Source organism: Lactobacillus kullabergensis, assembly GCF_003151025.1.
GTDB lineage: Bacteria > Bacillota > Bacilli > Lactobacillales > Lactobacillaceae > Lactobacillus > Lactobacillus kullabergensis.
Genome location: NZ_CP029477.1, coordinates 862,063 through 887,255, shown reverse-complemented (window position 1 = coordinate 887,255; position 25,193 = coordinate 862,063). Strand labels below are relative to the sequence as shown.

Annotated in this window: 21 protein-coding genes; 4 read left to right on the top strand and 17 right to left on the bottom strand. The window is 36.5% G+C overall.

Translation table 11 applies throughout. The features are described 5' to 3' along the window. Positions 1 to 9: 9 nt before the first annotated feature. The 6 genes from mraY to DKL58_RS04160 form a co-directional block, all read right to left on the bottom strand. The gene (gene mraY / locus DKL58_RS04185; RefSeq protein WP_370448893.1) at positions 10 to 972 is read right to left on the bottom strand and encodes a phospho-N-acetylmuramoyl-pentapeptide-transferase; all 963 of its coding nucleotides are present in this window, start codon (positions 970 to 972) and stop codon (positions 10 to 12) included. A 7-nt stretch (positions 973 to 979) separates the two neighbouring features. After that, a complete protein-coding gene (locus DKL58_RS04180; protein WP_109586213.1) occupies positions 980 to 3,145 on the bottom strand; it encodes a penicillin-binding protein in 2,166 nt (721 codons plus the stop codon). Further along, positions 3,145 to 3,507, bottom strand: coding sequence for a cell division protein FtsL (gene ftsL, locus DKL58_RS04175; protein ID WP_109586212.1), 363 nt, complete (start codon positions 3,505 to 3,507; stop codon positions 3,145 to 3,147). The genes DKL58_RS04180 and ftsL overlap by 1 nt, the downstream gene beginning before the upstream one ends. 13 nt (positions 3,508 to 3,520) lie before the next feature. Further along, entirely contained in the window at positions 3,521 to 4,468 is a 948-nt protein-coding gene (gene rsmH, locus DKL58_RS04170; RefSeq protein ID WP_045927990.1) for a 16S rRNA (cytosine(1402)-N(4))-methyltransferase RsmH, read from the bottom strand. A 2-nt stretch (positions 4,469 to 4,470) separates the two neighbouring features. Next, on the bottom strand, positions 4,471 to 4,902 hold the full coding sequence (gene mraZ, locus DKL58_RS04165; RefSeq protein ID WP_045927989.1) for a division/cell wall cluster transcriptional repressor MraZ: 432 nt from the start codon (positions 4,900 to 4,902) through the stop codon (positions 4,471 to 4,473). Positions 4,903 to 5,068: 166 nt separating this feature from the next. Next, the gene (locus DKL58_RS04160) at positions 5,069 to 5,395 is read right to left on the bottom strand and encodes a DUF3397 domain-containing protein (RefSeq protein WP_109586211.1); all 327 of its coding nucleotides are present in this window, start codon (positions 5,393 to 5,395) and stop codon (positions 5,069 to 5,071) included. Positions 5,396 to 5,495: 100 nt separating this feature from the next. Between DKL58_RS04160 and DKL58_RS04155 the strand changes: the two genes are divergently transcribed. Then, positions 5,496 to 5,636 (top strand): DUF4044 domain-containing protein, encoded by a 141-nt coding sequence (locus DKL58_RS04155; RefSeq protein ID WP_109586210.1) that lies wholly within the window; start codon positions 5,496 to 5,498, stop codon positions 5,634 to 5,636. A gap of 28 nt (positions 5,637 to 5,664) precedes the next feature. On the opposite strand, the gene mreD is transcribed toward DKL58_RS04155, so the two are convergent. The 10 genes from mreD to ezrA all read right to left on the bottom strand — a co-directional run bounded on the left by mreD (position 5,665) and on the right by ezrA (position 17,973). Then, positions 5,665 to 6,198, bottom strand: coding sequence for a rod shape-determining protein MreD (gene mreD / locus DKL58_RS04150; RefSeq protein WP_109586209.1), 534 nt, complete (start codon positions 6,196 to 6,198; stop codon positions 5,665 to 5,667). Further along, positions 6,198 to 7,049 carry a rod shape-determining protein MreC gene (gene mreC, locus DKL58_RS04145; RefSeq protein ID WP_045927986.1) on the bottom strand — a complete coding sequence of 284 codons (852 nt, stop codon included), beginning with the start codon at positions 7,047 to 7,049 and terminating at the stop codon, positions 6,198 to 6,200. Before mreC ends, mreD begins: the two co-directional genes overlap by 1 nt. Positions 7,050 to 7,099: 50 nt before the next feature. Then, positions 7,100 to 8,104 (bottom strand): rod shape-determining protein, encoded by a 1,005-nt coding sequence (locus DKL58_RS04140; RefSeq protein WP_034979431.1) that lies wholly within the window; start codon positions 8,102 to 8,104, stop codon positions 7,100 to 7,102. 98 nt (positions 8,105 to 8,202) lie between these two features. Continuing rightward, positions 8,203 to 8,826, bottom strand: coding sequence for a JAB domain-containing protein (locus tag DKL58_RS04135; protein WP_045927985.1), 624 nt, complete (start codon positions 8,824 to 8,826; stop codon positions 8,203 to 8,205). Positions 8,827 to 8,861: 35 nt separating this feature from the next. Beyond that, a complete protein-coding gene (locus DKL58_RS04130) occupies positions 8,862 to 9,542 on the bottom strand; it encodes an HAD family hydrolase (protein ID WP_109586208.1) in 681 nt (226 codons plus the stop codon). Continuing rightward, positions 9,523 to 10,800: a bifunctional folylpolyglutamate synthase/dihydrofolate synthase gene (locus tag DKL58_RS04125; RefSeq protein ID WP_109586207.1), complete on the bottom strand. Its 1,278-nt coding sequence runs from the start codon at positions 10,798 to 10,800 to the stop codon at positions 9,523 to 9,525. Before DKL58_RS04125 ends, DKL58_RS04130 begins: the two co-directional genes overlap by 20 nt. 1 nt (position 10,801) lies before the next feature. Further along, positions 10,802 to 13,441: a valine--tRNA ligase gene (locus tag DKL58_RS04120; protein ID WP_109586206.1), complete on the bottom strand. Its 2,640-nt coding sequence runs from the start codon at positions 13,439 to 13,441 to the stop codon at positions 10,802 to 10,804. Positions 13,442 to 13,710: 269 nt separating this feature from the next. Further along, a complete protein-coding gene (thiI, locus tag DKL58_RS04115; protein ID WP_109586205.1) occupies positions 13,711 to 14,928 on the bottom strand; it encodes a tRNA uracil 4-sulfurtransferase ThiI in 1,218 nt (405 codons plus the stop codon). Positions 14,929 to 14,935: 7 nt separating this feature from the next. Continuing rightward, entirely contained in the window at positions 14,936 to 16,093 is a 1,158-nt protein-coding gene (locus DKL58_RS04110) for a cysteine desulfurase family protein (RefSeq protein WP_109586204.1), read from the bottom strand. 161 nt (positions 16,094 to 16,254) lie between these two features. Then, on the bottom strand, positions 16,255 to 17,973 hold the full coding sequence (gene ezrA, locus DKL58_RS04105; RefSeq protein ID WP_109586203.1) for a septation ring formation regulator EzrA: 1,719 nt from the start codon (positions 17,971 to 17,973) through the stop codon (positions 16,255 to 16,257). A gap of 422 nt (positions 17,974 to 18,395) precedes the next feature. Between ezrA and rpsD the strand changes: the two genes are divergently transcribed. The 3 genes from rpsD (at position 18,396) to DKL58_RS04090 (ending at position 20,848) form a co-directional block, all read left to right on the top strand. Further along, positions 18,396 to 19,007 carry a 30S ribosomal protein S4 gene (gene rpsD / locus DKL58_RS04100; RefSeq protein ID WP_109586202.1) on the top strand — a complete coding sequence of 204 codons (612 nt, stop codon included), beginning with the start codon at positions 18,396 to 18,398 and terminating at the stop codon, positions 19,005 to 19,007. Between the two features lie 71 nt (positions 19,008 to 19,078). Next, the gene (locus DKL58_RS04095) at positions 19,079 to 19,546 is read left to right on the top strand and encodes a YueI family protein (RefSeq protein ID WP_109586201.1); all 468 of its coding nucleotides are present in this window, start codon (positions 19,079 to 19,081) and stop codon (positions 19,544 to 19,546) included. Further along, positions 19,547 to 20,848 carry a replication-associated recombination protein A gene (locus DKL58_RS04090; RefSeq protein ID WP_034979454.1) on the top strand — a complete coding sequence of 434 codons (1,302 nt, stop codon included), beginning with the start codon at positions 19,547 to 19,549 and terminating at the stop codon, positions 20,846 to 20,848. Positions 20,849 to 20,916: 68 nt separating this feature from the next. On the opposite strand, the gene DKL58_RS04085 is transcribed toward DKL58_RS04090, so the two are convergent. Then, positions 20,917 to 25,167 carry an SLAP domain-containing protein gene (locus tag DKL58_RS04085; RefSeq protein ID WP_109586200.1) on the bottom strand — a complete coding sequence of 1,417 codons (4,251 nt, stop codon included), beginning with the start codon at positions 25,165 to 25,167 and terminating at the stop codon, positions 20,917 to 20,919. Positions 25,168 to 25,193 lie beyond the last annotated feature (26 nt).

The window sequence follows — 25,193 nt, the reverse complement described above, 5'->3', positions numbered from 1 at the left end:
TGCCTAATTTTATCCCCATATTATTAAATACAAAAAACTACCAATCAATCCAACTATCCAGAAAATAATATCTACTTTCCATTCAGAATACCCCAGCATTTCGAAATGATGGTGAATTGGTGTCATTTTAAAAATCCTTTTACCCGTAGTTTGAAAAGAGATTACTTGTAGAATTACACTTGCAGTTTCACAAACAAACACGATTCCAATTAATAAAAGAGACCATGGCCTGTTTAAAAAGATGCTGACAGCAGCCAATCCACCTCCTAATGCCAAGGATCCGGCATCACCCATAAAAATTTTAGCAGGTTTATGATTAAAAATAAAAAATGAAATCAAACCACCTATAACACTCATACAAAAAATTAAAATAGCAAAGTTCTTTTGTTTAAGTGCAATATAAGAATAAGTAGCATAAGCAATAATTGAAAGTCCCGTTGCCAGACCATCTAATCCATCTGAGAGATTAACAGCATTGGAAAAGCCAACCAGCCAAAAAATTACAAAAATGGTAAATAAAATCGCACTGTTCACAATACCAAAAAATGGTATAAAAAGTTTAAATTGAAAATTATCTGTAGCTGCAATAAAGACAATCACAATAGCAACCAATATTTGTAAGGAAAATTTTTGCCAGGCGTGCAAACCTAAATTGCGCTTGTAAAACAGTTTAATACCATCATCTAAAAAGCCGATTATTCCGTAGCCAAGCAAACTGATTAGTAAAATCCAAATTAGTTTAGACGTTTCCTGTTGCCAAATACTAACCCAAATGGTAGATACTGTAGCTGCCAAAACAAAGACTACCCCACCCATTGTGGGTGTTCCTGATTTCTTTTCATGCCATTTAGGACCTTCATCACGAATTTCTTGTCCTTCGTGATGTGTCCTCATGAAAATAATCATCCAAGGCAGAATGATCCCAGTCAACGCTAGTGAACTTACTAATGCAATAATGCTAATAATCAGCATAAAAATGCTACTCCTTTAATTGTATTTTTATTTTTGTACCCGGTTTAACAGGCTCACCTGTAGCCAGACCTTGCTTAAAAACTATTCCTGTGCCTTTGATCCGTAATTTAACTCCTGTTAAAGCTGCAAATTGGTGTAACTCATCAATAGACCAGCCCTTCATGTCTGGACATTCTATACTTCCAGCAGTACGAACAAGCATTAATTTTCCTGACTGTTGTTTTTGACCTGCCGAGTAGGATTGTTCAGTTATTTTATCACCCGTACCAATCTTAGCAAGTCTTAAACCGACACGCTGTGCTACCTTTTCGGCCTTTTTGTAGTTTAAACCTTTTAGGTTAGGTGTTTTAACAGCCATCGAACTGCTTAGACCATTTTTAGACATGAGAATTACTCTATTCATCATTGGTTTAAAAATTGATGAAAGTATTACTTCAGCTGGTTTACTCATTTTACGTGGCTGCTTGACAGTAATATAAATGCAGTATCGTGGATGTTTAGCAGGCGTGACTCCAACCACGGAAAAGATGTAATTATTGTTACCTTTGAGATAACCTCCGCCTTTAAGGTTAGCAATCTGAGCAGTACCCGTTTTAACGGCAATACTCTGACCTTTCATTTGGTATGCGGAACCTGTTCCAATGCGTTTATTTAAAACTCGACGCATATTTTCAAGTACGGTAGATGCAGTTTCTTTAGTGTAAACTGGTTGACCTACATTTTTAATTTGATAACCGGTGATAGTATGATTATCAGCATCCGTAATTTTTTCAACGAATTGCGGTTTTACCATTTGCCCATCATTTGCCAGACTGCTAAATGCCTGCATCATTTGCATAACATTGACATCAACGCCTTGACCAAAACTGGTTACAGCTTGATCAATCGGAGAATTGAATGCTATGGTTCCCGGTTGTTCACCGGGCAAGGTTACTCCAGTTTTTTCGCCAATATGAAATTTTTTCAAATATTTTTTCCAAGTCTTGGCACCCATTTGCTGCTCAATATGAACAAAGCCAGTATTGCTCGAGCGAGGAAAAGCTTGTGAAAATGGTATACTTCCCCAGCCGTGAGGCTGCCAATCGTGAATTACAGATCCATTAACAGAAACAGATCCTGAATTATAATATTGATTAGGATGGTAATTTCCACTATTTACAGATGATGACAGCGTTAGAACTTTAAAAACAGAGCCCGGTTCATAAGTATCTTGTACTAAAATGTTGCGATATGAGTTTTTCAGACCCTTTTTCGTTTGCGGATTAAAAGTTGGTCTTTGAGAAGCAGCTAAAACTTTACCCGTTTTAATATCTTCAACGACAGCTGTCATGGAAACCGGATTAAACGTATTTTGAACATAGGAGAGCCTACTTTCAAGGTATTCCTGCAATTGTGAATCAATGGTTAGATAAATATTATTACCGTCGACTGGTGCCTTATAGTTATGCGCGCTATTTGGCGTCTGAAAATTAGAAGCATCTACTGCGGAAACCTGATAACCGTTTTTTCCAGTAAGCACGTCATCATACCATGCTTCAAGTCCCATGGTACCTTCAAGATTCTGCTGCTTGGTTTTTTTATCATATACCGGGGTAGCCATTCCTATTACATGTGAAGCAAAATTACCATTAGGATAAAGCCGAGACTGGGTTTCAAAGAATTTAATACCAGGCAAATTCATCTTTTCAATTTTATCTTTTTGCTGTTTTGATAAATTGGAACCTGCAGTACCAAATTGTACCTGAAAAACAGGGCGTGCAGGATTAAGATATTTTAAAATTTCGTCAGTTTTAAGAGGTAAGACTTGGGCTAATTTGTTAGCAGTCTTATTTTTATCAACAACATATTCAGGCTTATTTTTATAATTGATAGAAGATTTATCTAAAATAGCATAAATAGTATATAAATGAGAATCTTGAGCAACTGCCAAGCCATTACGGTCATATATCGTACCGCGATTAGCCTTTAATACCTGATTACGCATATATAATTGCTCAGTTTTAGCAGGTAAATTTTGTCCATTAACAGTCTTTGAAATGCCAATATATAAAAATCTTCCTATAAATACGAGAAAAACCAAAGCAACAGCTACCTCGAGAAATCTCCCGACTGTAAAACGGTATCCGTGAGCTTTGGAATTAGAGTTACTTATCTTACTATTATGCTTTTTCATCAGCGTATAGTCCTAATATTTTTCTCATTCAAAGCTAACCCCTTGCTACGTGCAATTTTACTCATACGAGAGCTTGAGGTTAACTCACCTAATTCTTGATGCAAATCTCCAACCTGACTTTGCCCTTTTGCAACAGACCGTTGCACATTGGTAAGTTCATGTTGAGCTGAAGTAGCAGAAATACTGGAAGAAACTAGCATTGTCATTAAGCCAATGGTTATCATCGTTCCCAATACGAGCAAGGACTTTTCAAAGCCGGTCCAAGCAACGTTGTGATGATTGAGAACTTGACGTTGTCTCTTCTTTAGATCTCTTTGCTCATTAGGATTAAACTCTACTTTTCTTGCTAAATTATCAGCCATTGTTTTTTCCTCTTTACAATTTTTCTGCGACTCGCAACTTTGCACTGTGTGAGCGATTATTATTCTTTAGCTCTTCGGGTGAGGCAACAATGGGTTTGCGGTTAACTAAACGAAGCATTGGCTTCAAGTTGTCAGGAATAACTGGCATTCCCCTAGGTACATCAACTTCAGAGTATTTTTTAAAAATATTTTTTACAATTTTGTCTTCATCAGACTGAAAGGTAATCACACTAATTCGGCCACCTGGTTTTAACAAGTGAACCGCCTCTTCAAGTGATTCAGTTAAAACATCAAGCTCGTGATTCACAGCAACACGCAAAGCCTGAAAGGTCTTTTTTGCTGGGTGCCCACCAGTCCTTCTTGCAAACGCAGGAATTGCTTCCTTAATTATATCAACCAGTTCAAATGTTGTCTCAATTGGCTTTTTTTGTCTCTTAAGGACAATTTTATGGGCGATCTGGCGAGAATATTTTTCTCCACCAAATTTATACAAAATATTCGCCAATTCTTTTTGGCTTGAGTTATTAACCAATTGATAAGCATCAAGACTTTGCTCTTGATCCATTCTCATATCCAATCTAGCATCGAAGCGATAAGAAAAACCCCTTTGTGCCTGATCAAATTGTGGCGAGGAAACTCCCAAATCATAGTAAATCCCATCTATACCATTTTGATAACCCAGCTCAACCAGATTCTCTTTTAAATGGCTAAAATTATCATGTACCAATTGTAATTTAGGATCGGCATTTTGAACAAGTAAATCAGCAAAGTTTAACTTAGCCGAATTTATTGCATATTCGTCTTGATCAAAACCAATTAAGGTACCACTAGCAAGTTTGCTCAATAAATATTTTGCATGACCGCCACCGCCAAAAGTTGCGTCTACATAAAGACCACCATTTTTTAGTTTTAAATTATCTATTGTTTGGTGTAAGAGTACACTGGTGTGTTTGAATTCCATAATTATAGTTCAATTTCATCCAAATTTTCTGCGATATCATCATAGTTTTCATTGGCTTCATCACTAAAGCTTTCCCAACGTTCCTTAGACCAAATTTCAATTCGATCAGAAACTCCTACAATGACACATTCTTTGACAAGGGAAGCATGTTTCTTCAGCGTTGTGGTCAGATTCACACGACCTTGTTTGTCAAATTCGCATTCCATCGCACCAGAGTAGAACAAACGCGTAAAGCTACGCGCATTTCTCTTAGTCAATGGAAGTTGCGCTAATTTAGCTTCAATTTTTTGCCACGCCTCAGTAGTATAGCCAAAAATGCAGCCTTCCATTCCGCGAGTAAATATCATTTTGTCACCTATTTGGCTACGCAAACGGGCAGGTATAATTAAACGCCCTTTGCTGTCAAGATTGTGATGATATTCACCCATGAACATGGCTTAGCCCCCTTCCACTAAATAATTTACCACAATTCACCACTTCCTACCACTTTTTAGTCAAAAAAGTTAAATATTTATTTTTTAATGACACAAAAAGAAAAAATCGCAAACCAATTCAGGTTTGCGACTAGTTTTTTTAAAATTTTTTTATTAAAAAGTTTGACTATATCATCAAAAATAATAGACCCAGATACCAAAAAATAGTATTTACAGTTAAGTAATCCCAGATTTTACGCAGAGTTTGACTTAAAGAGAGATTTTTATTTTTAACAGCATCAGATATTGCTATAACTATAACTAAGAAGAAAAAAACGAAGAAACCATAAGGCAAAAACTCAGGTCTTTTTTGGTACATGGTAATTAAGTGACATGCATATATAAAAAAGAAAGGCAATAAATCATATCCCCTAAATTGAGCTTTAGGAAACATTTTATTGACAATATAAGCTAAAGCAAGACCTATAACTGGTATCAATATAATTAAAAACATTGGCTACATCCTCTATCATTTAACATCTATTTTATCTTACTCCGCGATTGAAAAAAACTATTAAGTAGCATAAAATATTGTTCAAGTAGGAGGTCAATCAATGACGCGAAGACATAAGAAAAAGAGATCTAAATTTCAAAAATTAACAATTGCTATGGCTTGGCTAATGGCATTAATTACTCTAGCGGCAGTTGTAATGCAGGCTGTCGGTGCATTATCAAGCTTTGGCTTTTTCGAATAAAAAACGTGAGACTTGTATCTCACGTTTTTTATTGCCGGTAATTTTCCAAATTAACCATAAAAGGATAGTTAAGAGACAGATTCCACCATAATTTATAGGTGGCACAAATAAATATAAATACCCAGCACAGAGTTGGCAAAATACTTTGCACCAGCTTAGAAATACCAATACTTGACAAACCTGTCATATTCAAAATCAGCCACGTGAAGCCTTGAGTTAGAACAGAAGCAATTAAAACTGCCAGAACTCTGGCCCAAAATACCTCAGGCAAAAATCGTGCAGATTTTTGCAATAGCCATGAAACTATTGGCAAGATAATTGCGTAAATACCTATAATGCCAAAAAAATAAATGTCACTGACTATACCTGCACCTAAAGCCAACCAAATTTCTTTATTATTAGTGTCATCAAATAGCGCGATTAGCATCATACTAACAGGTACTAATAAGTTAGAAGCTTTGCCAAATGAGAAAAACTGATGCAGGTAAAAGGACAAGCTGCCACTAATAGCTAAAGCAACATATAATGCTAAGACAAGAGTAAATTTTCGCAGTGTCTTCATTAGTCGTTCACTTTCCTTTTGATAACAGTGACAACTGAAGGATCGTTTAATTCGCCAGCTGGATTTATTTTGATTAAATCAGATAAGCCAAATGAGTCATGTGTTGTAGCAGAAATAGTTCCTACTAATAATCCTTTAGGAGAATTACCACCCATTCCACTAGTGTAAATTTTCGTACCACGCTTAAGTTTTTTACTATCCATTGCTTGAGTAAAGGCTAAAGTTTTGTTACCTATCACTGTAATTATGCCATGAACCTTTTTTCCATTTGTGGCTTGAGCTTGAACTGCAAAACGGTTTGCCGACTTGTCACTAGTGGTAATTAATTCCACCTTGGCAGAAGCAGCATTTACCTCTATTATACGACCAATAACTCCACCGCCCGACATCACGGCCATGTTTTTACGTAAGCCAGAAGTAGTTCCCTTGTTAATAACCAAAAGGTCTGTCCAGCTGTCTGGTGAACGCGAAATTACCGAGGCTTGAACCATATTATAGTCAGTTAAAGTTTCTTTTAACTTTAAAGCGGACTTAAGTTGTTTATTTTCAGCTTCAAGACTTGAGTTACGAGCCTTTGTTTGTTCCAAATCGGTTATTTGGCTCTTAAGATAGTTATTTTCATCTTGAGTATTCAGCAAATCATGCACATTATTTAAACTGCCAGACACAAAACTAAGAGGAAAATCAATAATCCTTGACCCTACAGCGACTATATCATTACCAAAGCTTTGAATAATTAATGGAGTGTTGCGCTTATTACGCAAGCTAACACTACCACCTAAAACTATAAATACTACAATAACTGCAAGACATGCTGACAACAGTTTTTTATTCTGTAAAAATTTCTTCATTTGGAAACAGTCCCTAAAGAAAAATCGGCAATAATAGCCGACTTTTTGTATTATCTGCGACTTCTACGCATTACTTCAATATTTTTCAGAGACTCACCTGTACCAACTGCAACACAATCTAATGGGTCTTGTGCTATAAATACTGGAACTTTAGTAGCTTCTGAAATAACATCTGGCAAATTCTTAAGTAAAGCACCGCCACCAGTTAGCACAATACCATGATCAATTACATCCGCTGCAATTTCAGGAGAGGTTTGTTCTAGAGTTTCTTTAATAGCAACAATAATATCTTGAACAACATCTTGAATTGCTTTTGAAACATCAACTGCTTTAACATCAACTGATTTTGGCAATCCGGTAACTAAATCACGTCCACGAATATTGACAGATTCAATTCCTTCTGCCTTTTCAACTGAAGCGGAGCCAATTTGGATTTTTATGTCTTCAGCGGTTCTTTCACCGATCAAAAGATTAAAATTTGAATGTACATAATTTACAATTGCAGTATTAAACTTATCACCAGCTTGACGAATTGATGTAGATGAAACAATTCCACCAAGAGAAATCGTTGCTACATCAGTAGTCCCACCACCAATATCCACGACCATTGAACCAGTAGGATCCATTACTGGCAATCCAGCTCCAATGGCGGCTGCAAACGGTTCTTCTATTACAAAGGCTTCACGCGCACCAGCTACACGAGCGGCATCAATAACTGCCCGTTTTTCAACTTCAGTTACTCCCGAAGGTACACAAATCATAGCTGAAGGTTTGGAGTTGCCTACAGTCTTTTCTATAAAATACTTAAGCATAGAGGCAGTTGTATCATAATCAGCAATTACACCATCTTTCATTGGCCTGATAGCCACTATGCTTTCCGGTGTCCTTCCGATCATTTCTCTTGCTTCTGACCCTACCGCAATTACTTTTCCAGTATGGGTATTTTTAGCCACAACAGAAGGCTCCCTTAAAACAATTCCTTTGCCTTCCATATAAACAAGAGTATTGGCCGTCCCTAAATCGATGCCAATATTTTTTGCTCCTAATCCAAACACGTAAATCTCTCCTTAATTATTGCAGTCTCTAAATCTTGAATAATTATAGCATAAAGTGCAACTTAAAAAAGAAAATGAAATGTAACTTTAAGATGAATTTAAAATAATTGCCGTTCACGCAAACTCACATATTGTCCCTTCCCCACAATAAAATGATCAAGAAAGTCAATATGAAATAATTCAGAAGCTGCAAAAAGCATTTTTGTTAGCTCTATATCGCTTTTTGATGGAATTAAATTGCCACTTGGATGATTATGAACCACAAAAAAGCCGGCACAGGCATAAATTACTGCCCAACGGAAAATTTCCCGTGGGTGAGCAATTGACTTATCTAAAGTTCCTTGAAATAATCTTTTTTCAGCAACAATATGATTACTGTTATCAATATAAACTGCCCAAAGCTCTTCTTGTTTACGACCAGCCAACTTATCCAATAAATAGGTACCTACTTCATCACTGGATGTCATAATAAGTTCACGATCTGGAACCGCCGACCTCAGTCTTTCAAGCAGTCCCTCACAAAGAACAGCTAAATTTTTATCGCATTGACTGCCAGAAATATATTTGAGCAAATCATCGAAATTCATGATTTTTAGCTCTGTCAGTTTTATAAAAAGTTCATCGAACTTCTCTATTCCACGTTCTTTCAACTCAGCAAAAAGGCTGTTTAACATTTCCCAGTCAGTTTTCAATAAATAGTGATTAGATTTTATCAATTCCATAAAACCATTCCTTTCACTATTAAATACGTTGAAAATTAACAAACCTTTTTCAGAAATTCATAAAAATCTTTACAGACAAATGCAGCATTTTGATAGTCGTTTTTACTTGCCGGAATTAAATCAGGCACCATTACGCACTTTAAACCTGCATTAACGGCCGCAAGCAATCCGGGAGAAGAATCTTCAAAGGCTAGAATTTTATTTTGAGGAACATGTAATTTTTGAGCAGCCAAAAGATAAATATCCGGAGCAGGCTTTGGCTGAACATTATTTTTTCTAACATCATCATAATTTAAATGAAACTGAAAATAATTGCGGCTACCTGTTGCCCACAAATTATGCTCTACCACATCTTCGGTGTTACTGGTAACCACTGCCATAGGTAAACCAGCTTTTTGAAAAAGATCAAGAGCTTCTTGGACTCCAGGGCGTAATTTTAGTTTACCTTCCTCGGTCCACTGCCACACCAACTCATCCGTACGCTTAATAAATTGGTCCCGCTGCTTCTTATTTTTAAAGTATTTACGATAAAAATCGTCCATATCAGTGGTTGTTGAGCCAACTAATTTAAGATAGATATCGTCTGGGGTACCTAGATTTGCTTCTTTAGCAGCCTGTATGTTAGCTTCCCAATACAAATTTTCAGAATTGACCAGCAATCCGTCCATATCGAATAATATTCCCTTAATTTCATCATCAAGACCTTGAACCTGCATTTTTTGTCTCCATTTGTAAAATATTTCCGACTAAATAAAACGATCCCGTCACTAGCAGTATATCATTTGTTTGACTCTTCTGCTTTAAACTCCTAAAAGATGTTTCCCAGTCAGCTTGGTATTGGTATTTTTCTTGAATCCAAGTCGGGAAATCTTTTTTCTTGGCTGCACGAGGATAATCAATTGTTGTAATGTATACTTCATCTTCTGGTTTAAACAATTTAAATACTTGCTCAATATCCTTATCTTTCATCATCATAATCAAAACTTTAACTTTGCCCTGTTTTTTCTTCTGTTCAAAATGAGCAAAATTAAGCAGGTTTTGCATGGCTTGAATATTATGTGCGCCATCAAGAATAACTAATGGGTTATTTTGCACTATTTGATAACGACCAGGAATTTTGGTTTGATTTATTGCCTCTTTAATTTCAGCTGCAGAAAGTTTCACTCCCAAAAGGCTAACAGCAGAAATAGCGATACCTACATCATAACCTTCTACTAAAGGTCTGGGTAAAAAGGAAATTTTCTTATTTTGATCTTGATAAGTTAAATTTTCTTGCAAGGAAATTTTAAAATCTTTTCCTAATAGTTTTATTGTCGCATGTTCTTTTTGTGCTTTTTGCTGAATTATGGGCAACACCTCTTTAGAAATATTACCCAAAACTACAGGACGATTCCTTTTAATTATTCCACTTTTTTCACGCGCAATATCCTGAAGTGTGGGTCCTATAATTTGTTCATGATCTAAACCAATCGTGGTAATTATGCTGACTTCAGGTGTAATCACGTTTGTCTTGTCATGTTCACCGCCTATACCGACTTCTATGACAGCATAATCACATTTTTTTCTTGCAAAATAGAAAAAGGCCATTACCACTTCATACTCAAAAGTTACTAAAGAAAAATTGTTGTTTGTTTTACGAATTTTTGTCAAAGCTGATTCTACGGCATTAGCTGTCTTTACTAAATCTGCGTCACTAATATTTTGCCCATTTAATTGAATACGTTCGTTAAATTCGAACACATATGGCGAAACAAAAAGGCCAGTCTTCTGACCGGCCTTTTGCAGCAAGCTGCTCAAATAGTAGGAAGTAGACCCTTTACCATTAGTGCCCGTGACGTGAACTGTTTTAACTTTATCTTGCGGATTATCCAAAAAAGTCAGCACTTTTTTTATGTAAGATAAATCTGCTTTTTCATGTAATTTAGGAAGTGAATATAAATAATTAATCACATCTTGAGCTTTAGTAAAAGTCACATTATTCACTCTTCTTTAATTCTTGAATTCTTTCCTGAACGCTTTGAAGTTGATTTTCGTAATCAGCTTTTTTAGCTTTTTCCTTATTAATTACTGCTTCTGGTGCGTGAGCTACAAAGCCTTGATTATTCAGTTTTTTGGTTGAGCGTTCAACTTCAGCTTGGAGATCTTTCTCCTCTTTTGTCATGCGCTTGATTTCGTCATCAATATTAACTAAATCGGCTAGTGGAACAAAAATTTGAGCTCCTGCAATCACAGCAGTTTTAGCTAATTTTGGAGCAGTTATATTGGCAGCAATAGTCAGGTTCTTCGGGTGCAAGAAATTCTTGACGTAATCTTCGTTTTCAGTCAAAATCCGTTCATTATTGCTGTCTTCTAATTGAATCATAATATCAATCGGTGAAGAAAGTGGTGCATTAACTTCCATTCGAATATTACGTACAGCTTTAATAATTTCGATCAAGAAAGCCATATCGCGCCTTGCTTGATCATTAACAAATTCATCATGAGGTGTAGGGTACTTCGCAACCATGATTGATTTGCCTTCATGAGGCATTGATAGCCACAGCTTTTCAGTCACAAATGGCATAATTGGATGAAGCAAACGTAAAATTTGATCAAGAATCCAAATTAAATTCTCTTGTTTTCTAGTCTTCAGTTCTTCATCTGAACCATTAAGAGCAACTTTGGCCATTTCGATATACCAGTCGCAGAAATCATTCCAGATAAAGTTATAAAGTTCGCGCCCAGCTTCACCAAATTGATAATCATCAAATAAACGAATTACTTCACTTACAGTGTGATTTAAGCGGTCAAAAATCCAGCTGTCTGACAGATCAAACTTGCTGGTATCAGGCATATGAGCTGCTTTTGCATCTTCTGGTAAATTCATAATCACAAATCTGGCAGCATTCCAAATCTTATTAATGAAGTTCCATGCAGATGCCAATTGCTTAGGATTATAACGTGTATCCTGTCCAGGAGCTGTACCATTGAGCAAGAACCAGCGTAAAGCATCTGCACCATATTGATCAATAACGTCCATTGGATCAACACCGTTACCCAGAGATTTACTCATCTTGCGACCTTGTTCATCACGAATCAAGCCGTGAAGAACAACATCATTAAATGGTCTCTTGTGGGTAAAATGCAGACTCTGGAAAATCATCCGTGAAACCCAGAAAAAGATAATATCATAACCGGTAACTAAAGCATTGGTTGGGAAATAGCGCTTGAAATCAGCAGAATCTTCATCAGGCCAGCCTAATGTTGAAAATGGCCATAAAGCGCTTGAAAACCAGGTGTCTAGAACATCTGGGTCCTGTTTCCAGTTTTCAATGTCTTTTGGTGCTTCTTCGCCAACATACATTTCACCAGTCTTTTTGTTATACCAAGCTGGAATCCTGTGTCCCCACCATAATTGACGTGAAATTACCCAGTCATGAACATCTTCCATCCAATGATTTAAAGTTTGTTCAAACCTCTTTGGTACAAAATTGACTTTGCCCGCAGTTTTTTGATTTTCTAAAACTTTATCTGCCAGAGGTTTCATCTTAACAAACCATTGAGTTGACAGACGTGGTTCAACTTGAACTCCAGAACGTTCTGAGTGTCCAACTGAGTGTACAATTGGCTTAACTTTAATTAAGTAGCCTTGCTCCTTTAAATCTTTAACCAATGCTTCACGGCATTCAAAACGGTCCATACCTTCATACTTACCGGCATTTTCGTTCATAGTACCGTCGTCATTCATTACATTAATCCGTTTTAAGTTATGACGATTGCCCACTAAGAAGTCGTTAGGATCATGAGCTGGAGTAATTTTTACCAAACCAGTACCAAATTCTGGATCAACGTGTTGATCCTCAATAATTGGAATATGACGTCCTACTATTGGCAAAATCAGTTCCTTGCCCACTATATCCTTGTAGCGTTCATCTCCAGGTGCCACAGCAACGGCAGTATCACCGAACATTGTCTCAGGACGAGTAGTAGCAATCTCAACAAAACCGGAACCATCAGCAAACGGATATTTAATATGGTAAAAAGCACCTTTATCGTCTTGGTGAATAACTTCAATGTCACTTAAAGCTGTTTGCAGCTCCGGATCCCAATTAATAATATATTCACCACGGTAAATTAGACCCTCATTATACAGTTGCACAAAAACGCGACGAACTGCCTTGGATAAGCCTTTATCCAAAGTGAATCTCTCTCTGGAATAGTCGAGAGACAGGCCTAATTTTGCCCACTGACTCTTGATAATAGCAGCGTATTCATCTTTCCAGTCCCAAACTTGCTTAACAAAAGCTTCACGACCCATTTCATGTCGGTCTTTGCCTTGTTTGCGTAATTTGGCTTCAACTTTAGCTTGAGTTGCAATTCCGGCATGATCCATCCCTGGAAGATACAAAGTATCATAACCCTGCATCCTTTTGAGTCGAATTAATGTATCTTGAATTGCAGTATCCCAGGCATGTCCTAAGTGAAGTTTGCCAGTAACATTTGGTGGCGGAATAACAATAGAATATGGGTGTGCTTTTTTATCCCCGGATGGCTTGAACAAGTCTTGATCAAGCCACTTTTGGTATCTGCCTTGTTCGACTTCTTTCGGATCGTATTTTGGTGCTAAATCTGTCATAATTCTCCTCCCAATAAAAAAGTCCTAGACAAAATGTCTAGGACGATATAATTAACCGCGGTACCACCTAAGGTTAAGCAGAATAAATTCTGCTTCTCTTAAAAATGATAACGGCACATTTGCCGGATTAGCTTACTTTCAGTTCAGCCAACCAGTCCAATCGAGCTACCAATTAACCTTCATTCGGCTTTTCACCATCAACGAGCCTTTCTCTATCTATAAGGTTAATACCTCTCAATTATTGCTTTGGGCGTATTATAACATACTTTTTAAAGTAGTGAAGCATCTTCTTTTGCTTTATCTGCTAAAAACTTATCATTTGGATAAATCGAAGTCACTTGTATGCCCGCCAGTGCACGTTCAATTAAGCCATCTACATCAAGGCGATTTTCAAATTCACGTGCTTTTTCAATTTTTGGTTTTGTTTTTGGACGAGGAGGTGCAAAAATGGTGCAGCAATCTTCGAATGGCTGAATAGATAAATCAAATGTTCCAATTTCTTCTGCTAATTTAATGATTTCGGTTTTATCCATTGTAGCAACTGGTCTGACGACCGGTGTAGTGGTTACATCGTTAATTGCTGCCATTGACTCTAAAGTTTGTGAAGCGACTTGCCCAACAGACTCACCATTAAAAATAGCCAATCCTCTTCTTTTAGCTCTAATTTTATCAGCTAGCTGTAACATGAATCTTCTTTGCACAGTCATCAAGTAGCCCTCAGGAATTTTTTCCTTAATGGTTTCTTGAATTTCTGCAAACGGTACTGCAATAAAATTGATTTTACCAGCATAATTAGCCAAAATACCGGTTAATTCTTTAGCTTTATTCAAAGCTTTTTCGGTGGTATATGGTGGGCTGTAAAAATGCACCATATCAATATCAACACCACGTTTTAGGGCAAGATAGGAAGCCACTGGCGAATCAATGCCTCCAGATAGCATCATGATGGCTCGACCACCAGTACCAACTGGCATTCCCCCAGCGCCATGAAGCAGCTGGTTAGAAATGTAAACTGCATCTTTACGCACTTCAATTCTGAGCACAATGTCAGGATGTTTCATTTCTACCTTTAAATCATCCATGTGTGAAAAAAGGTAGTCACCAACCATTTTATTCAATTCATTAGTATCATATAAAAACTGATGGTCACTGCGCTTAGTGTTAACCTTGAAAGTCATTCCTTTTTTAAAAGTTTCTTTCATTAAAACAAGTGCAGTTTTTTCAATTTCCGCCAGCGTTTTTTCTACTTTAATTGTTGGTGAATAAGTTTGTATGCCAAAAACTTTTTTTAAACGTTGGTCAACCTCTTCAAAAGGAGCATCGTTTAAAACAATATGCATCCGATCATGGCGTGGGTGAATTTCAACCTGTGGAAATTCACGCAGCACTTTAGTAACGTTACCGGCTAAGCGACCGATAAAATCTTTCCGGTTCTTTCCTTTTGTTGAAAGCTCACCGTAACGCACCATTATTTCAGTATATTTCATAAAAAATCTATTCTCCTAAATGATTAATTGGGGCAAAATGACGGTAAATTTTGTCAAAAACTCTTATAAACTCATCCGCTTCATCAAGCGTATTGGATTCATCAAAACTGAGACGAATTGCACTGGTGGCAATTTTATCATCAACATGCATTGCTACTAATGTACTGGCTTGGTCAACCTTAGTCGAGGAGCATGCGGAAGTAGTGGAAGTATAAATGTCATATTCTTCAAGTGTATGGACTAAAGTTTCTCCCCTGATGCCTTCAAGTGCAAAACATAAAATATGTGGCGCAAAATTGTCATTGACAGGGGAAAATATAGTTATTCCAGGCTTGCCCTGCAAATAATTTACTATTTTTTCCTTAATAGCAGCCTCTCTTGCAGCTTTTTCCTGCTCATTTTCTAAAAGCAAGCGTACAGCCTTAGCCATTCCTGCTATCGCTGGCAAATTTTCTGTGCCAGATCTCAGACCTTTTTCCTGTCCCCCACCATCATGCAAAGGATCCAGCATCTTGCCTTCTTTTTTATAAAGGACACCAGTACCTCTGGGTGCGTGAAATTTATGGGCGGAAAGGCTGGAGAAATCAACACGCGGAGTAAAAACTCGTGACCAAATATTTTTACCCAATGCCTGAACATTATCAACGTGAAAGTTCACAGTCGGATAGTTAGACAATAAATCACCGATCTCATCAATTGGCTGGATTGAACCAATCTCATTATTGACACCCATTATTGAAACTAATGTGGTGTCAGAATCAAGAGCATTGCGCAAATCATTGACATTGACACGCCCTTGTTTATCAACTGGCAAGTGAGTTACGCGAAAACCGATGTATTCCAGCGCATTAAAAGCATTAGCGACAGAAGCATGTTCAACACTCGATGTAATGAGATGCTTGCCAAATTGACGTTTTTGAAATGCTGTGCCCTTTATAGCCCAATTGTTTGATTCTGTACCACCGGAAGTAAAGAAAATTTCATCCTGCTTTGTACCCAAAAGATTAGCAATCTGTTTACGCGAGCTTTCCAAAAGTTGGTAAGCACGGTCTCCCAGTTTATGTAAACTAGATGGATTACCCCAAATAGTTTGTGCTACTTTATCATAAGTCGCTAAAACAGCAGGATCAATTTTGGTCGTGGCGCTGTTGTCAAAGTAAATCACGGAATTTCTCCTCCAATACACTACAAGGTCAGCTATTAACTTATAAATTGTAACTTAAAATAATCTAAGCTTCAATTATTTATTCATTAGCAATAAAAAAGCCTTAAAATCCTTTACAAATTTTAAAGCTGAGATTTTTGTTTGACAAAAGTTTATAAAATTTAGTCATTATTTTTCTTATCCGAATAATATAAATTTTCTAAACGCTGGTATGAACCCGGTTCCACTTTTTCAATAGCAGTTGCAATGGTATCAAGAGCATCCTTATAATTATAATCCTGTTCATAAAGATCCATTGCCTTTTTCTGAGCACTTTGTATTGAACCATTGTCAGAATATTTGTTTGAATACTGCAAAGTCAGTTGGACTAAATCCGCAGAATTAATAATGTCATCAGCTTCTCTTTTTAGTCTTTCAACGTCATCAGAGATTTGGATTAATTCCTGAGAAATTTTTTCCATATTTAAACGAACTTGACTCAATTCTTTTGCTACATGACCGATTTCATTAACAACTAGTGTATACATTTGAACAAAAGAATCCGGGTTACCTGGCAAATTTTTACGTTCTAACCGCCGATAAACTAAAGACACTTCTTGTTTAAAACGATTGATTGAATCATTAGCGACATTCTCCGAATCATAAAGGCCATCGACGTCTTGGGACATTGTCTTTTGCTGATTGCTAATTTCACGTAGACGGTCAAGCATGTTTAACCACGATGACTTGATTTGTGAATAAACTCCTTTGCCATCAGCAACATTTTGCGTGTCAACTGTATATTGCCGTTCCATGTCATTGACTTCCTGCTCTAGTTGCCTGCTGGTAGCAAGCTCATTATGCGTAAGCTCGTAACTCTCATCGATGTGACGCAATTTGGCCACCAAGTTTTTGGACTCAACCTGTTCATGAGCAAGAAGTCTCTGGATTTTGTCCTGATTTTCTTCTACAAAAGGTCTTGCCTTATATTCATTAGCCAAAGTATCGTATAAAGCAGCAATTTCCTTTTTGATTTTTGCAATACTTGTGTTTAAATCAGATATTTTTAATTCTGTCAGTAATCTTGCTGCATCAGCCACTTGACCGCGAATTTTTTTAATTTCGGCTAAAACGTCAACTTGAGTAATGTAGTATTTTGAAGACATCATTTTCTTATAACTATCAGATAGCTCATCCAGTTGGTCTTTAAAAACTGTATCAATTTGGTGACACGAATTTTTAACTTCTGGAAGAACGGAACTGATATTTGTCAAAGCTACTTTAATCTTTGATAAAATACGCTTTGCCTCAACCTGGTCTCCTTGAGCAGTCAAACTCTTGGCTTCTGAAAAGTCAGTTTCCATATTGGTCAAATCAGTTTCAATTTTATCAAGTGCAGTACCATATTCGTATGAATTTGCCAAAACCCCCTTACGCAATTCTTTAAATTGATTGAATAAGTCATTATATTGCTTTTGGTTTTCACGGTTTGATTCAAGTAATTCGGTAAAAACTTCTTTTGTGTTTTTAGCGTCTTTATAAGTTGAACCCATGATTTCCTGAGCCTGTTTAATATTTTTGTGAGCCTTGAATATTTGATAATGAGCGTTTTGGTCAGCAGCTTGTTCAAGAAAGCTCTGTGCAGCAGGAATTTTTTTAGTTGATCCCTGCTCATAGCTTTTGCGCCAAGTAGTCAGTGTGGTCAGACTCTCACCTGCTAAATCCATTTTATCCAGATTAATAATGTCTGTTTCTAAATGCATTTTGGCAATTTTAGTGATCAAATCGTCCAATTCAAGAATCTGCCTTAATTGGCGTCGATTGACTATGATCATAAGTGCTATAATTATAATAATGATTAAAATTGCAATGATTACAACTATGGATTGAGTCGATGACATATTCTTCCTCCAAAACTAACCCAATTATACCAAACTTCTACATTATTGTGGGCAAGAGTTTTTTTAAACTAGTACATTTCATTATGCTATAAAAATTGATATGCAGTATTGATAAAAACTACATTACTTTTAAACAAAATATTGATTTTTATATGTCTTTATAAACCAAATTTCCTTTTTCTTCCTGTAATATTAAAGCAGTCAATGTTTTCCTTGCTTTAATAAGTCAATACAACTATAATATAGAACGTGTAAAATATTTGCAGCTATAAGTGGCAAGAACGTCAACATCTTAATACGTTTTAGTGAACGAGTAACCGACGCTGCAATAGGCGAAAATGAAAATTAAGATGCACGAATGTTAAACTTATACGTAATTATTTTACTCCAAAAACTGTTATCAGATTTTATTGGAGGATTTTATGTCAAGATATACAGGTCCAAGTTGGAAACGTTCCAGAAGATTAGGAATTTCACTTTCAGGTACTGGTAAGGAGCTTAGCCGTCGTAACTACGCTCCTGGTCAACACGGTCCTAATTCACGTGGTCGTTTATCAGAATACGGCGAGCAATTGCACGAAAAGCAAAAGTTGCGTTGGATGTATGGTTTAAACGAGCGTCAATTTAGAACTTTGTTCAAACGTGCTGGTAAGATTCGTGAAGGTGAACACGGTACTAACTTCATGGCTTTGCTTGAATGCCGTTTAGACAGCATTGTTTACCGTTTAGGTTTTGCTACTACAAGAGAGCAAGCAAGACAATTGGTTAACCACGGTCACATTACTGTTAACGGCAAGCGTGTTGATATTCCTTCATACGAAGTCAAGGTTGGTGAAACCATTGGTCTCAAGGAAAAGTCAAAGAACTTGCAACAAGTTAAGGATGCACTGGAAGCAGTTGTATCCCGTCCATCCTTTGTTTCATTCGATGATAACAAAGTAGAAGGTTCACTTGTTCGTCTTCCAGAACGTGATGAAATGGAACCAGAAATTAACGAAGCTCTAGTTGTTGAATACTACAACAAGTTACTTTAATTTCTACATTTTCACAAAACCCCTTTCCTACTTGGAGAGGGGTTTTTGCTACCCGAAAGGAAATCTCATCAATGACTGAAGATTTAAATACCAGAGTTTCAAATGCTGCACAAGGCATCACGCCACAGACAAAACCGGATGAACGCAGAAGATTTTTAGGGTCTCTGCGTGAACGCGTTTTGGTTAGAATGACTAATGCTGAAGTGCAGGATCCCAAATTAACCAGCCTTTTTTTACAACATTTCAAAGATTATGCCGGTTACAATATACTGATAAACGGTAATTTACATGATAATTTTGTTAATCAAGTAGAAACTTATTGCAGCAAATACGAAACTTCTTTTACCATTGTTAATAACGAGACAGCTAAAACGGGGCCTGATGATTCAGCAATTTTAGTGGTAGCTTCCAGTGCCATTAACAAAATGCGCATTGAAATAAGTCAAGTTTATCCACCGGAAATGCCTAAAGCTCAGCTTGCTGATATAAATCAAAAAAAAGCTGGCTTTTGGCATAGGCTTTTCCACGGAGACAATTAAATGAAGCCATTAGCTTATAGAATGAGACCGCAAAATTTGAATGAAGTTGTTGGTCAACAACATTTAATTGGTCCAGGAAAAATTATTCGGAGAATGGTCGAAGCCAAAATGCTATCTTCAATGATTCTCTATGGTCCCCCTGGAATCGGCAAAACAAGTATTGCCAGTGCTATTGCCGGCTCCACTAAATATGCCTTTCGCCAGCTTAACGCTGCTACTGATAGCAAAAAGCAGTTAGAACAAGTAGCAGCTGAAGGAAAATTAAGTGGAACTGTCATACTGTTACTAGACGAAATTCATCGTTTAGATAAAACGAAACAGGATTTTCTCCTGCCACTTTTAGAGTCAGGACAAATTATTTTAATTGGTGCGACAACTGAAAACCCCTATATTGCTATCTCCCCCGCTATTCGTTCTCGCTGTCAGATTTTTGAACTAAAACCACTGGCAAAAGAAGACGTAAATAAGGCAATTGACCGTGCGCTTATAGATGATAAAAATGGTTTAGGAAAATACCATGTAAAATTAACTAATGATGCCAGAGAATTATTGGTGCAAAAAGGCAACGGTGATTTACGCGCCACATTAAATGGACTGGAACTGGCAGTGCGATCAACCAAGCAGGAAATGATTGCAGCTGGTCAAAATGATGAAGATGAAATAACTATAAATCAAGATGAAATGGCTAATTCTATTCAGTTACGCAGTCAAAACTTTGACGCCAAAGGTGACGGTCATTATGACTTGGTATCAGCTTTCCAAAAATCAATTCGTGGTTCTGATACGGATGCATCTTTGCATTATTTGGCCAGATTAATTGAATCAGGAGATTTAGTCGCAATTTGTCGACGATTAAGTGTGATTGCTTATGAAGATATCGGTTTGGCAAATCCAGCTGCTGTGCAGCACACACAAATTGCCATTCAAGCAGCAAAGAATCTGGGATTTCCAGAAGCCCGCATCCCCTTAGCTAACGCAGTAATAGAATTAGCACTATCGCCAAAGAGCAATAGCGCTATTAGTGCCATTGATTCAGCCTTGCAAGATGTAAAAAATAAAGATTATGGCGGAATACCGGCGGACTTAAAAGATACTCATTACTCTGGTGCCACAAAATTAGGGCATGGCAAAGGTTATATTTACCCTCACTCTTTTGCAAGCGATTGGGTGCCACAACAGTATCTACCAGATAAACTGGTTGGGAAAAAATATTTTCAACCTAAAGGTAATTCTAAAATTGAAAAAGGATTAAAAAAACAATACGAAACTTTGCATGAAATGCAGAAAAATGGTTTAAAATAATAAAAGAATTAAAAAAGTGCCACAATTTTTTACAATTGTGACACTTTTCCTATTATCAGGTAGTTAAACTATCCTTTAACATTTGCTTTCTTTACAAATTTACTGGTAGTAACAGTGTAATACTTTTTACCTTTAATTCTGACTGGTGTTCCGTAAGTATTTAAAGACTTATACTTTTTCAAGACTTTTTTACCTAGGCGATTACCATATTTACTGTATACATAGGCATTATGCTTCAATTTCAGTTTCTTGGCATCGATATTTCCTGCAGCTATATACAAGCCATTTCCAAGTGCATAATATGCTCTCTTGTTGATAACTTTTTGAGTTGAAACATCAACCGTGGAACTGGCATTTATTACCAAGCCGTTTGCACGAACACCGTTTTCATCATAAAGATAGGCATTGTGCATTACCTTTTTGTTGATAATTACCTGAGATTGGTCGGCAGCACCAACTGCAGCAATCTCTTTTGCTTTCTTTAAAGTTGTTTTTACATTATGGCTGGTGAAATTTGCTGCCTTGACGAAACGGTTTTTGGCAACAATATAGTATTTCTTGCCCCGAATCTTAACAGAGCTGCCATAAGTCCTAACTGCCTTACCGGCTTTAAGCTTACCATATTTTCTGACACGTTTGCCGTATTGATTATAAATGTAAGCATTATGATGCAATTGTTTAGCGGTACCTTTGACATTGCCAGCCGCAACATAGTATTTCTTATTTTTTGCTCCCTGGTCCACTAAAACATAATATTGTCTATTATTGATTGTCTCAGTACCAATCGTTTCAAGTATCGAACCAATCCCTAAGATAATTCCATTGGCACGATGAGCGCTATTATCATACAGATAGGCATTGTGATTTAAAACAACTCTTACTATCTTAGCTGTTTCTTTGCTGTTTTCTGGCGTATTAGGAGTCTGGTTGTTTTGATTGTTATCAGGATTAGTATTAGTTATATTTGTGATCTGATTGCTACCGCCACCCGAATTAATAATGTTGGTAACATTCACGTTTGTATCAGTTGCATCACGATATAGTTGATCTATACCATCATTACGCTTTTGGGTAATGAGTTCGCTTACTGCTGGACTTTCTTTTATGCGATTAGTTGCTTCATCAAAATCTTTTTGAATTTGTTGCTTTATCTTATCCTTAACTGTAGAGCTGTAATCAGTATTACTGTCTACAATATTGTCAGCAGCTGTCTTTGCATCAGATAAGGCTCCATTAGCAATTAATTTTTCACCAGCGAGTTCAGTTGCTAAATCCGTCGGATTAGAACTAAGAGCCTTTTTGGCATCTTCATAATTCTTATCGGTCTGATCATGATTAATGTTTGGACCAAATTTTTGTAATTTGTCAACTGCAGCCTTATGGGCTTTAGCAAGGCGCTCAAGCAATACATCCGGATCATGCTGCAAAACTTTTTCTCCCTCTTGACTATCAGCAATCGCTTCACTGATAATCTTGTTAACAGCTTCATTACGGACAGTATCTATACCTTCTGTATCCGAAGGTTTATCTAATGTACCCGACTGATCTTTAGATCCGTTTGCTTCAAGCACATCTTTTTGAATCTGTTTCTTTAAAGCTTTCTTTTCATTATCGGTATATACAGTACCATCCTTATGTTTTAGATTATCAACTCTTGCTTCTGCGTTTGTAGCGGTATCACGAACCTCGCCTTTAGCCAATTCTCTCTCGGCTGCTATTTCTTTTGAGTTAATCTCTGCAACCGTACTACCAGTAATTCCTTTATATTTGTTAAATACATTATCAACTTCAGTGGTCTTAGCGCTATCACTAAATTCCTTCTTTAGTCTGGCAATAGCTTCTTTGTATTTTTTCTCAAACTCATCATTTGCATACTTAATAGCATTTTCTAAGTCTGTCTTTTCACTATCCTGAAGTGCTTTTATCTTATTAATTGCAGCTTCAGTAATTTTTTCAATTTTTGCAACAGTCTCTGCGTCTTCAATGTCACTATTAGCTTGAGTTACAATTTCTGTAACGGCAGCTTGTCCCTTAGGACTTAAGACTTTATTTGCCTCTGCAGCAGCATCTTGAATCTTATCTTTACCTGCCAGTTTTGCAAAAGAGACCTCGGCATTAGTAGCAATTGTATTGAAATTTTGTTTTGCGTTACTTACTGCAGCAATAATAGCATCTACATTTGTAGCATTATCAATTTTATCTTCTGCAGCAGTCCTGGCATCATTTATAGCTTTAATAGCAGTATCGTACTCATTTTTTTTAGCAGATCTTTCAGCTTCGGTTAATTTTTCATAAGCTTTTTTGACACGATCAAGCGCTGCACTTGCATCTACATTGACTGTATCTTTGCTGCTGCTTTTAGCGTTAGACAAGTCATTATTTTCTTTATTGTCAGCTGTATTTTTAATTTGTTTAATTTGGTCGATAGCAGCGTCCCGAAACTTGGTCACTTCGTGAATGTTTCTGGCTTGGTCAAGGTTTTCTACAGCATCCTTATTAATTTTATCAACAGCATTCTGATTATTCGGGTCCTTTAAATTCGGTTTGACAATATCAATTATCTGTTGAATAGTTTCTTTTGCTGACTCTTTGGCAAATTCTAGTGAAGTATCATCTGTTACACCATTAATTTTATCAATACCAGTTTTAGATATGGTGCTTACATCATTTTTATCTGTAGCACTTGAAATTGCTGCTTCAGCATCATTTTTAGCTTTTTCAATAGCTTCTAATGCTTTTTCAAGTTTGCCTTTTTCTTTATCTTTACCATCTTGACCCAGGTTATTATATTCATCTTGAACTTTTTTCTTGGCATTCTCGGCTGCATTTTCAACTCTTATTTTTTCAATAAGTTTAGCCCTTTCAAGATCAGTTAAATAAGCTGCTTTTTCAATCGCATCAATAATAGCTTTTCCAGCTTTTTCAGCCACATCTGCCCTCTCAACAGTAGGTTGCTGTCCAACTATATTTTTGGCATCATCACAAGCCTGACTGATTGCCTTTTTTGCTTTTTCTTTGTCAGCTTCTGATAAATTGGAATTATTAATATTTTCAGTTACTTTTTGTGCATATTCATCAAGATTCTTTTGATCTAATCCAATTTGTTGATTTAAATTCGAAGCTTCTGAATATACCGTATTTATTTTAATAATGCCATTACTTTTTTCCGTATCAGCTAAGCCTAAATCACCAGCTTTTTCTATATTGTTGATAGTAGTCTGATAGTATAGGTTAACTTTATCTTTTAGAGAACTCTTTCTTTCAGCACTAATGTTTGGTAAATTGTCAATCAGCTCATTAACCAAGGTTTGAGTGTCAGTTACATCTTCAATTAGTTCTTCAATTTCATCTGGTTCAAGTACATTATACTTGTTCAACTCCGCTTGGTCAGCATCTGATTTGACAGCAAAAATATTTTTTATTGCTTTATCTGTTATTAAATATATTTTTTGAATGGAGTCAGCAGTGGAAAAATCTGTATCAGTTTGCTTTTTCTCTTCATCAACAAGATTCTCATAAATTTTATCGTTGGCCTTAATAACACTTTTTTTAGCATTATTAGCTTGTTCGTCAACGTTTGCTTTACTTGTAATAGCATTAGTAGCTTTCTTTTGGGCAAAATGCAGTTCTGCAGCTGATGCAATATTTAAAAGGTCCCTTATAGCAGTTTCTGCTGTTGAATTTATTTCTTCAACACTTTTACCTGCATTGAGTTTAGCTAAAGCTTCATTATCAATTTTATCAATCTGAGCCAAATAATCATTTTTAGTGTTCAAGTCGTCTTGATCTTTTGAGGAAGAACTATATGCATTATTTACTCTAATTTGCACAGTTTGAATTGTAGATGTTATATCAAATTTTCTATTATTTCGTACTGATTCAATATCACCTTGATCGTATCCATCTTTTTTCAAGTGTTCTTTAGTAAGACCGTTTTTTGCAACTTGATCAGTATCAGCTTTTTTAGCAATGTCTGTTTGAACACCTGAAACAGTATTATCAGGTGCAGACTTTTGGACAGAGGAAGTGCTTGCGGCATTTTTCTTGTCACCATCAGTCCCAGTATTTTTACCAGAACCAAGTTTGATAGCATTATCATTGACATGAGGTTTTTCAGAAACTGATTCTGTTTTATCATCGGCCTGCTGTGCTATCGATTCAGTATCAGCTTTAACTGTTTGACTGCCAGCTCCGAAAAAAGCGTATCCCAATAAAACAGAAGCTACTCCAATTGTTAATTTGCGAATTGAAAAATGATCCTGCCTTGCTTGCAATTCCCTTTTTCTTAATTTCTCATTATAGTTATTTTTACTTAGCATTATTAGTCCTTCCTTGTTATTTAGAC

What these genes read in the sequence shown, in the direction of transcription:
- DKL58_RS04120 (WP_109586206.1), bottom strand. Translation starts at nt 13,441, where the DNA reads ATGACAGATTTAGCACCAAAATACGATCCGAAAGAAGTCGAACAAGGC.
- rsmH (WP_045927990.1), bottom strand. Translation starts at nt 4,468, where the DNA reads ATGGAATTCAAACACACCAGTGTACTCTTACACCAAACAATAGATAAT.
- rpsD (WP_109586202.1), top strand. Translation starts at nt 18,396, where the DNA reads ATGTCAAGATATACAGGTCCAAGTTGGAAACGTTCCAGAAGATTAGGA.
- DKL58_RS04095 (WP_109586201.1), top strand. Translation starts at nt 19,079, where the DNA reads ATGACTGAAGATTTAAATACCAGAGTTTCAAATGCTGCACAAGGCATC.
- ftsL (WP_109586212.1), bottom strand. Translation starts at nt 3,507, where the DNA reads ATGGCTGATAATTTAGCAAGAAAAGTAGAGTTTAATCCTAATGAGCAA.
- ezrA (WP_109586203.1), bottom strand. Translation starts at nt 17,973, where the DNA reads ATGTCATCGACTCAATCCATAGTTGTAATCATTGCAATTTTAATCATT.
- mraZ (WP_045927989.1), bottom strand. Translation starts at nt 4,902, where the DNA reads ATGTTCATGGGTGAATATCATCACAATCTTGACAGCAAAGGGCGTTTA.
- mreD (WP_109586209.1), bottom strand. Translation starts at nt 6,198, where the DNA reads ATGAAGACACTGCGAAAATTTACTCTTGTCTTAGCATTATATGTTGCT.
- mreC (WP_045927986.1), bottom strand. Translation starts at nt 7,049, where the DNA reads ATGAAGAAATTTTTACAGAATAAAAAACTGTTGTCAGCATGTCTTGCA.
- DKL58_RS04130 (WP_109586208.1), bottom strand. Translation starts at nt 9,542, where the DNA reads ATGCAGGTTCAAGGTCTTGATGATGAAATTAAGGGAATATTATTCGAT.
- DKL58_RS04180 (WP_109586213.1), bottom strand. Translation starts at nt 3,145, where the DNA reads ATGAAAAAGCATAATAGTAAGATAAGTAACTCTAATTCCAAAGCTCAC.
- mraY (WP_370448893.1), bottom strand. Translation starts at nt 972, where the DNA reads ATGCTGATTATTAGCATTATTGCATTAGTAAGTTCACTAGCGTTGACT.
- DKL58_RS04090 (WP_034979454.1), top strand. Translation starts at nt 19,547, where the DNA reads ATGAAGCCATTAGCTTATAGAATGAGACCGCAAAATTTGAATGAAGTT.
- DKL58_RS04160 (WP_109586211.1), bottom strand. Translation starts at nt 5,395, where the DNA reads ATGTTTTTAATTATATTGATACCAGTTATAGGTCTTGCTTTAGCTTAT.
- thiI (WP_109586205.1), bottom strand. Translation starts at nt 14,928, where the DNA reads ATGAAATATACTGAAATAATGGTGCGTTACGGTGAGCTTTCAACAAAA.
- DKL58_RS04135 (WP_045927985.1), bottom strand. Translation starts at nt 8,826, where the DNA reads ATGGAATTGATAAAATCTAATCACTATTTATTGAAAACTGACTGGGAA.
- DKL58_RS04155 (WP_109586210.1), top strand. Translation starts at nt 5,496, where the DNA reads ATGACGCGAAGACATAAGAAAAAGAGATCTAAATTTCAAAAATTAACA.
- DKL58_RS04085 (WP_109586200.1), bottom strand. Translation starts at nt 25,167, where the DNA reads ATGCTAAGTAAAAATAACTATAATGAGAAATTAAGAAAAAGGGAATTG.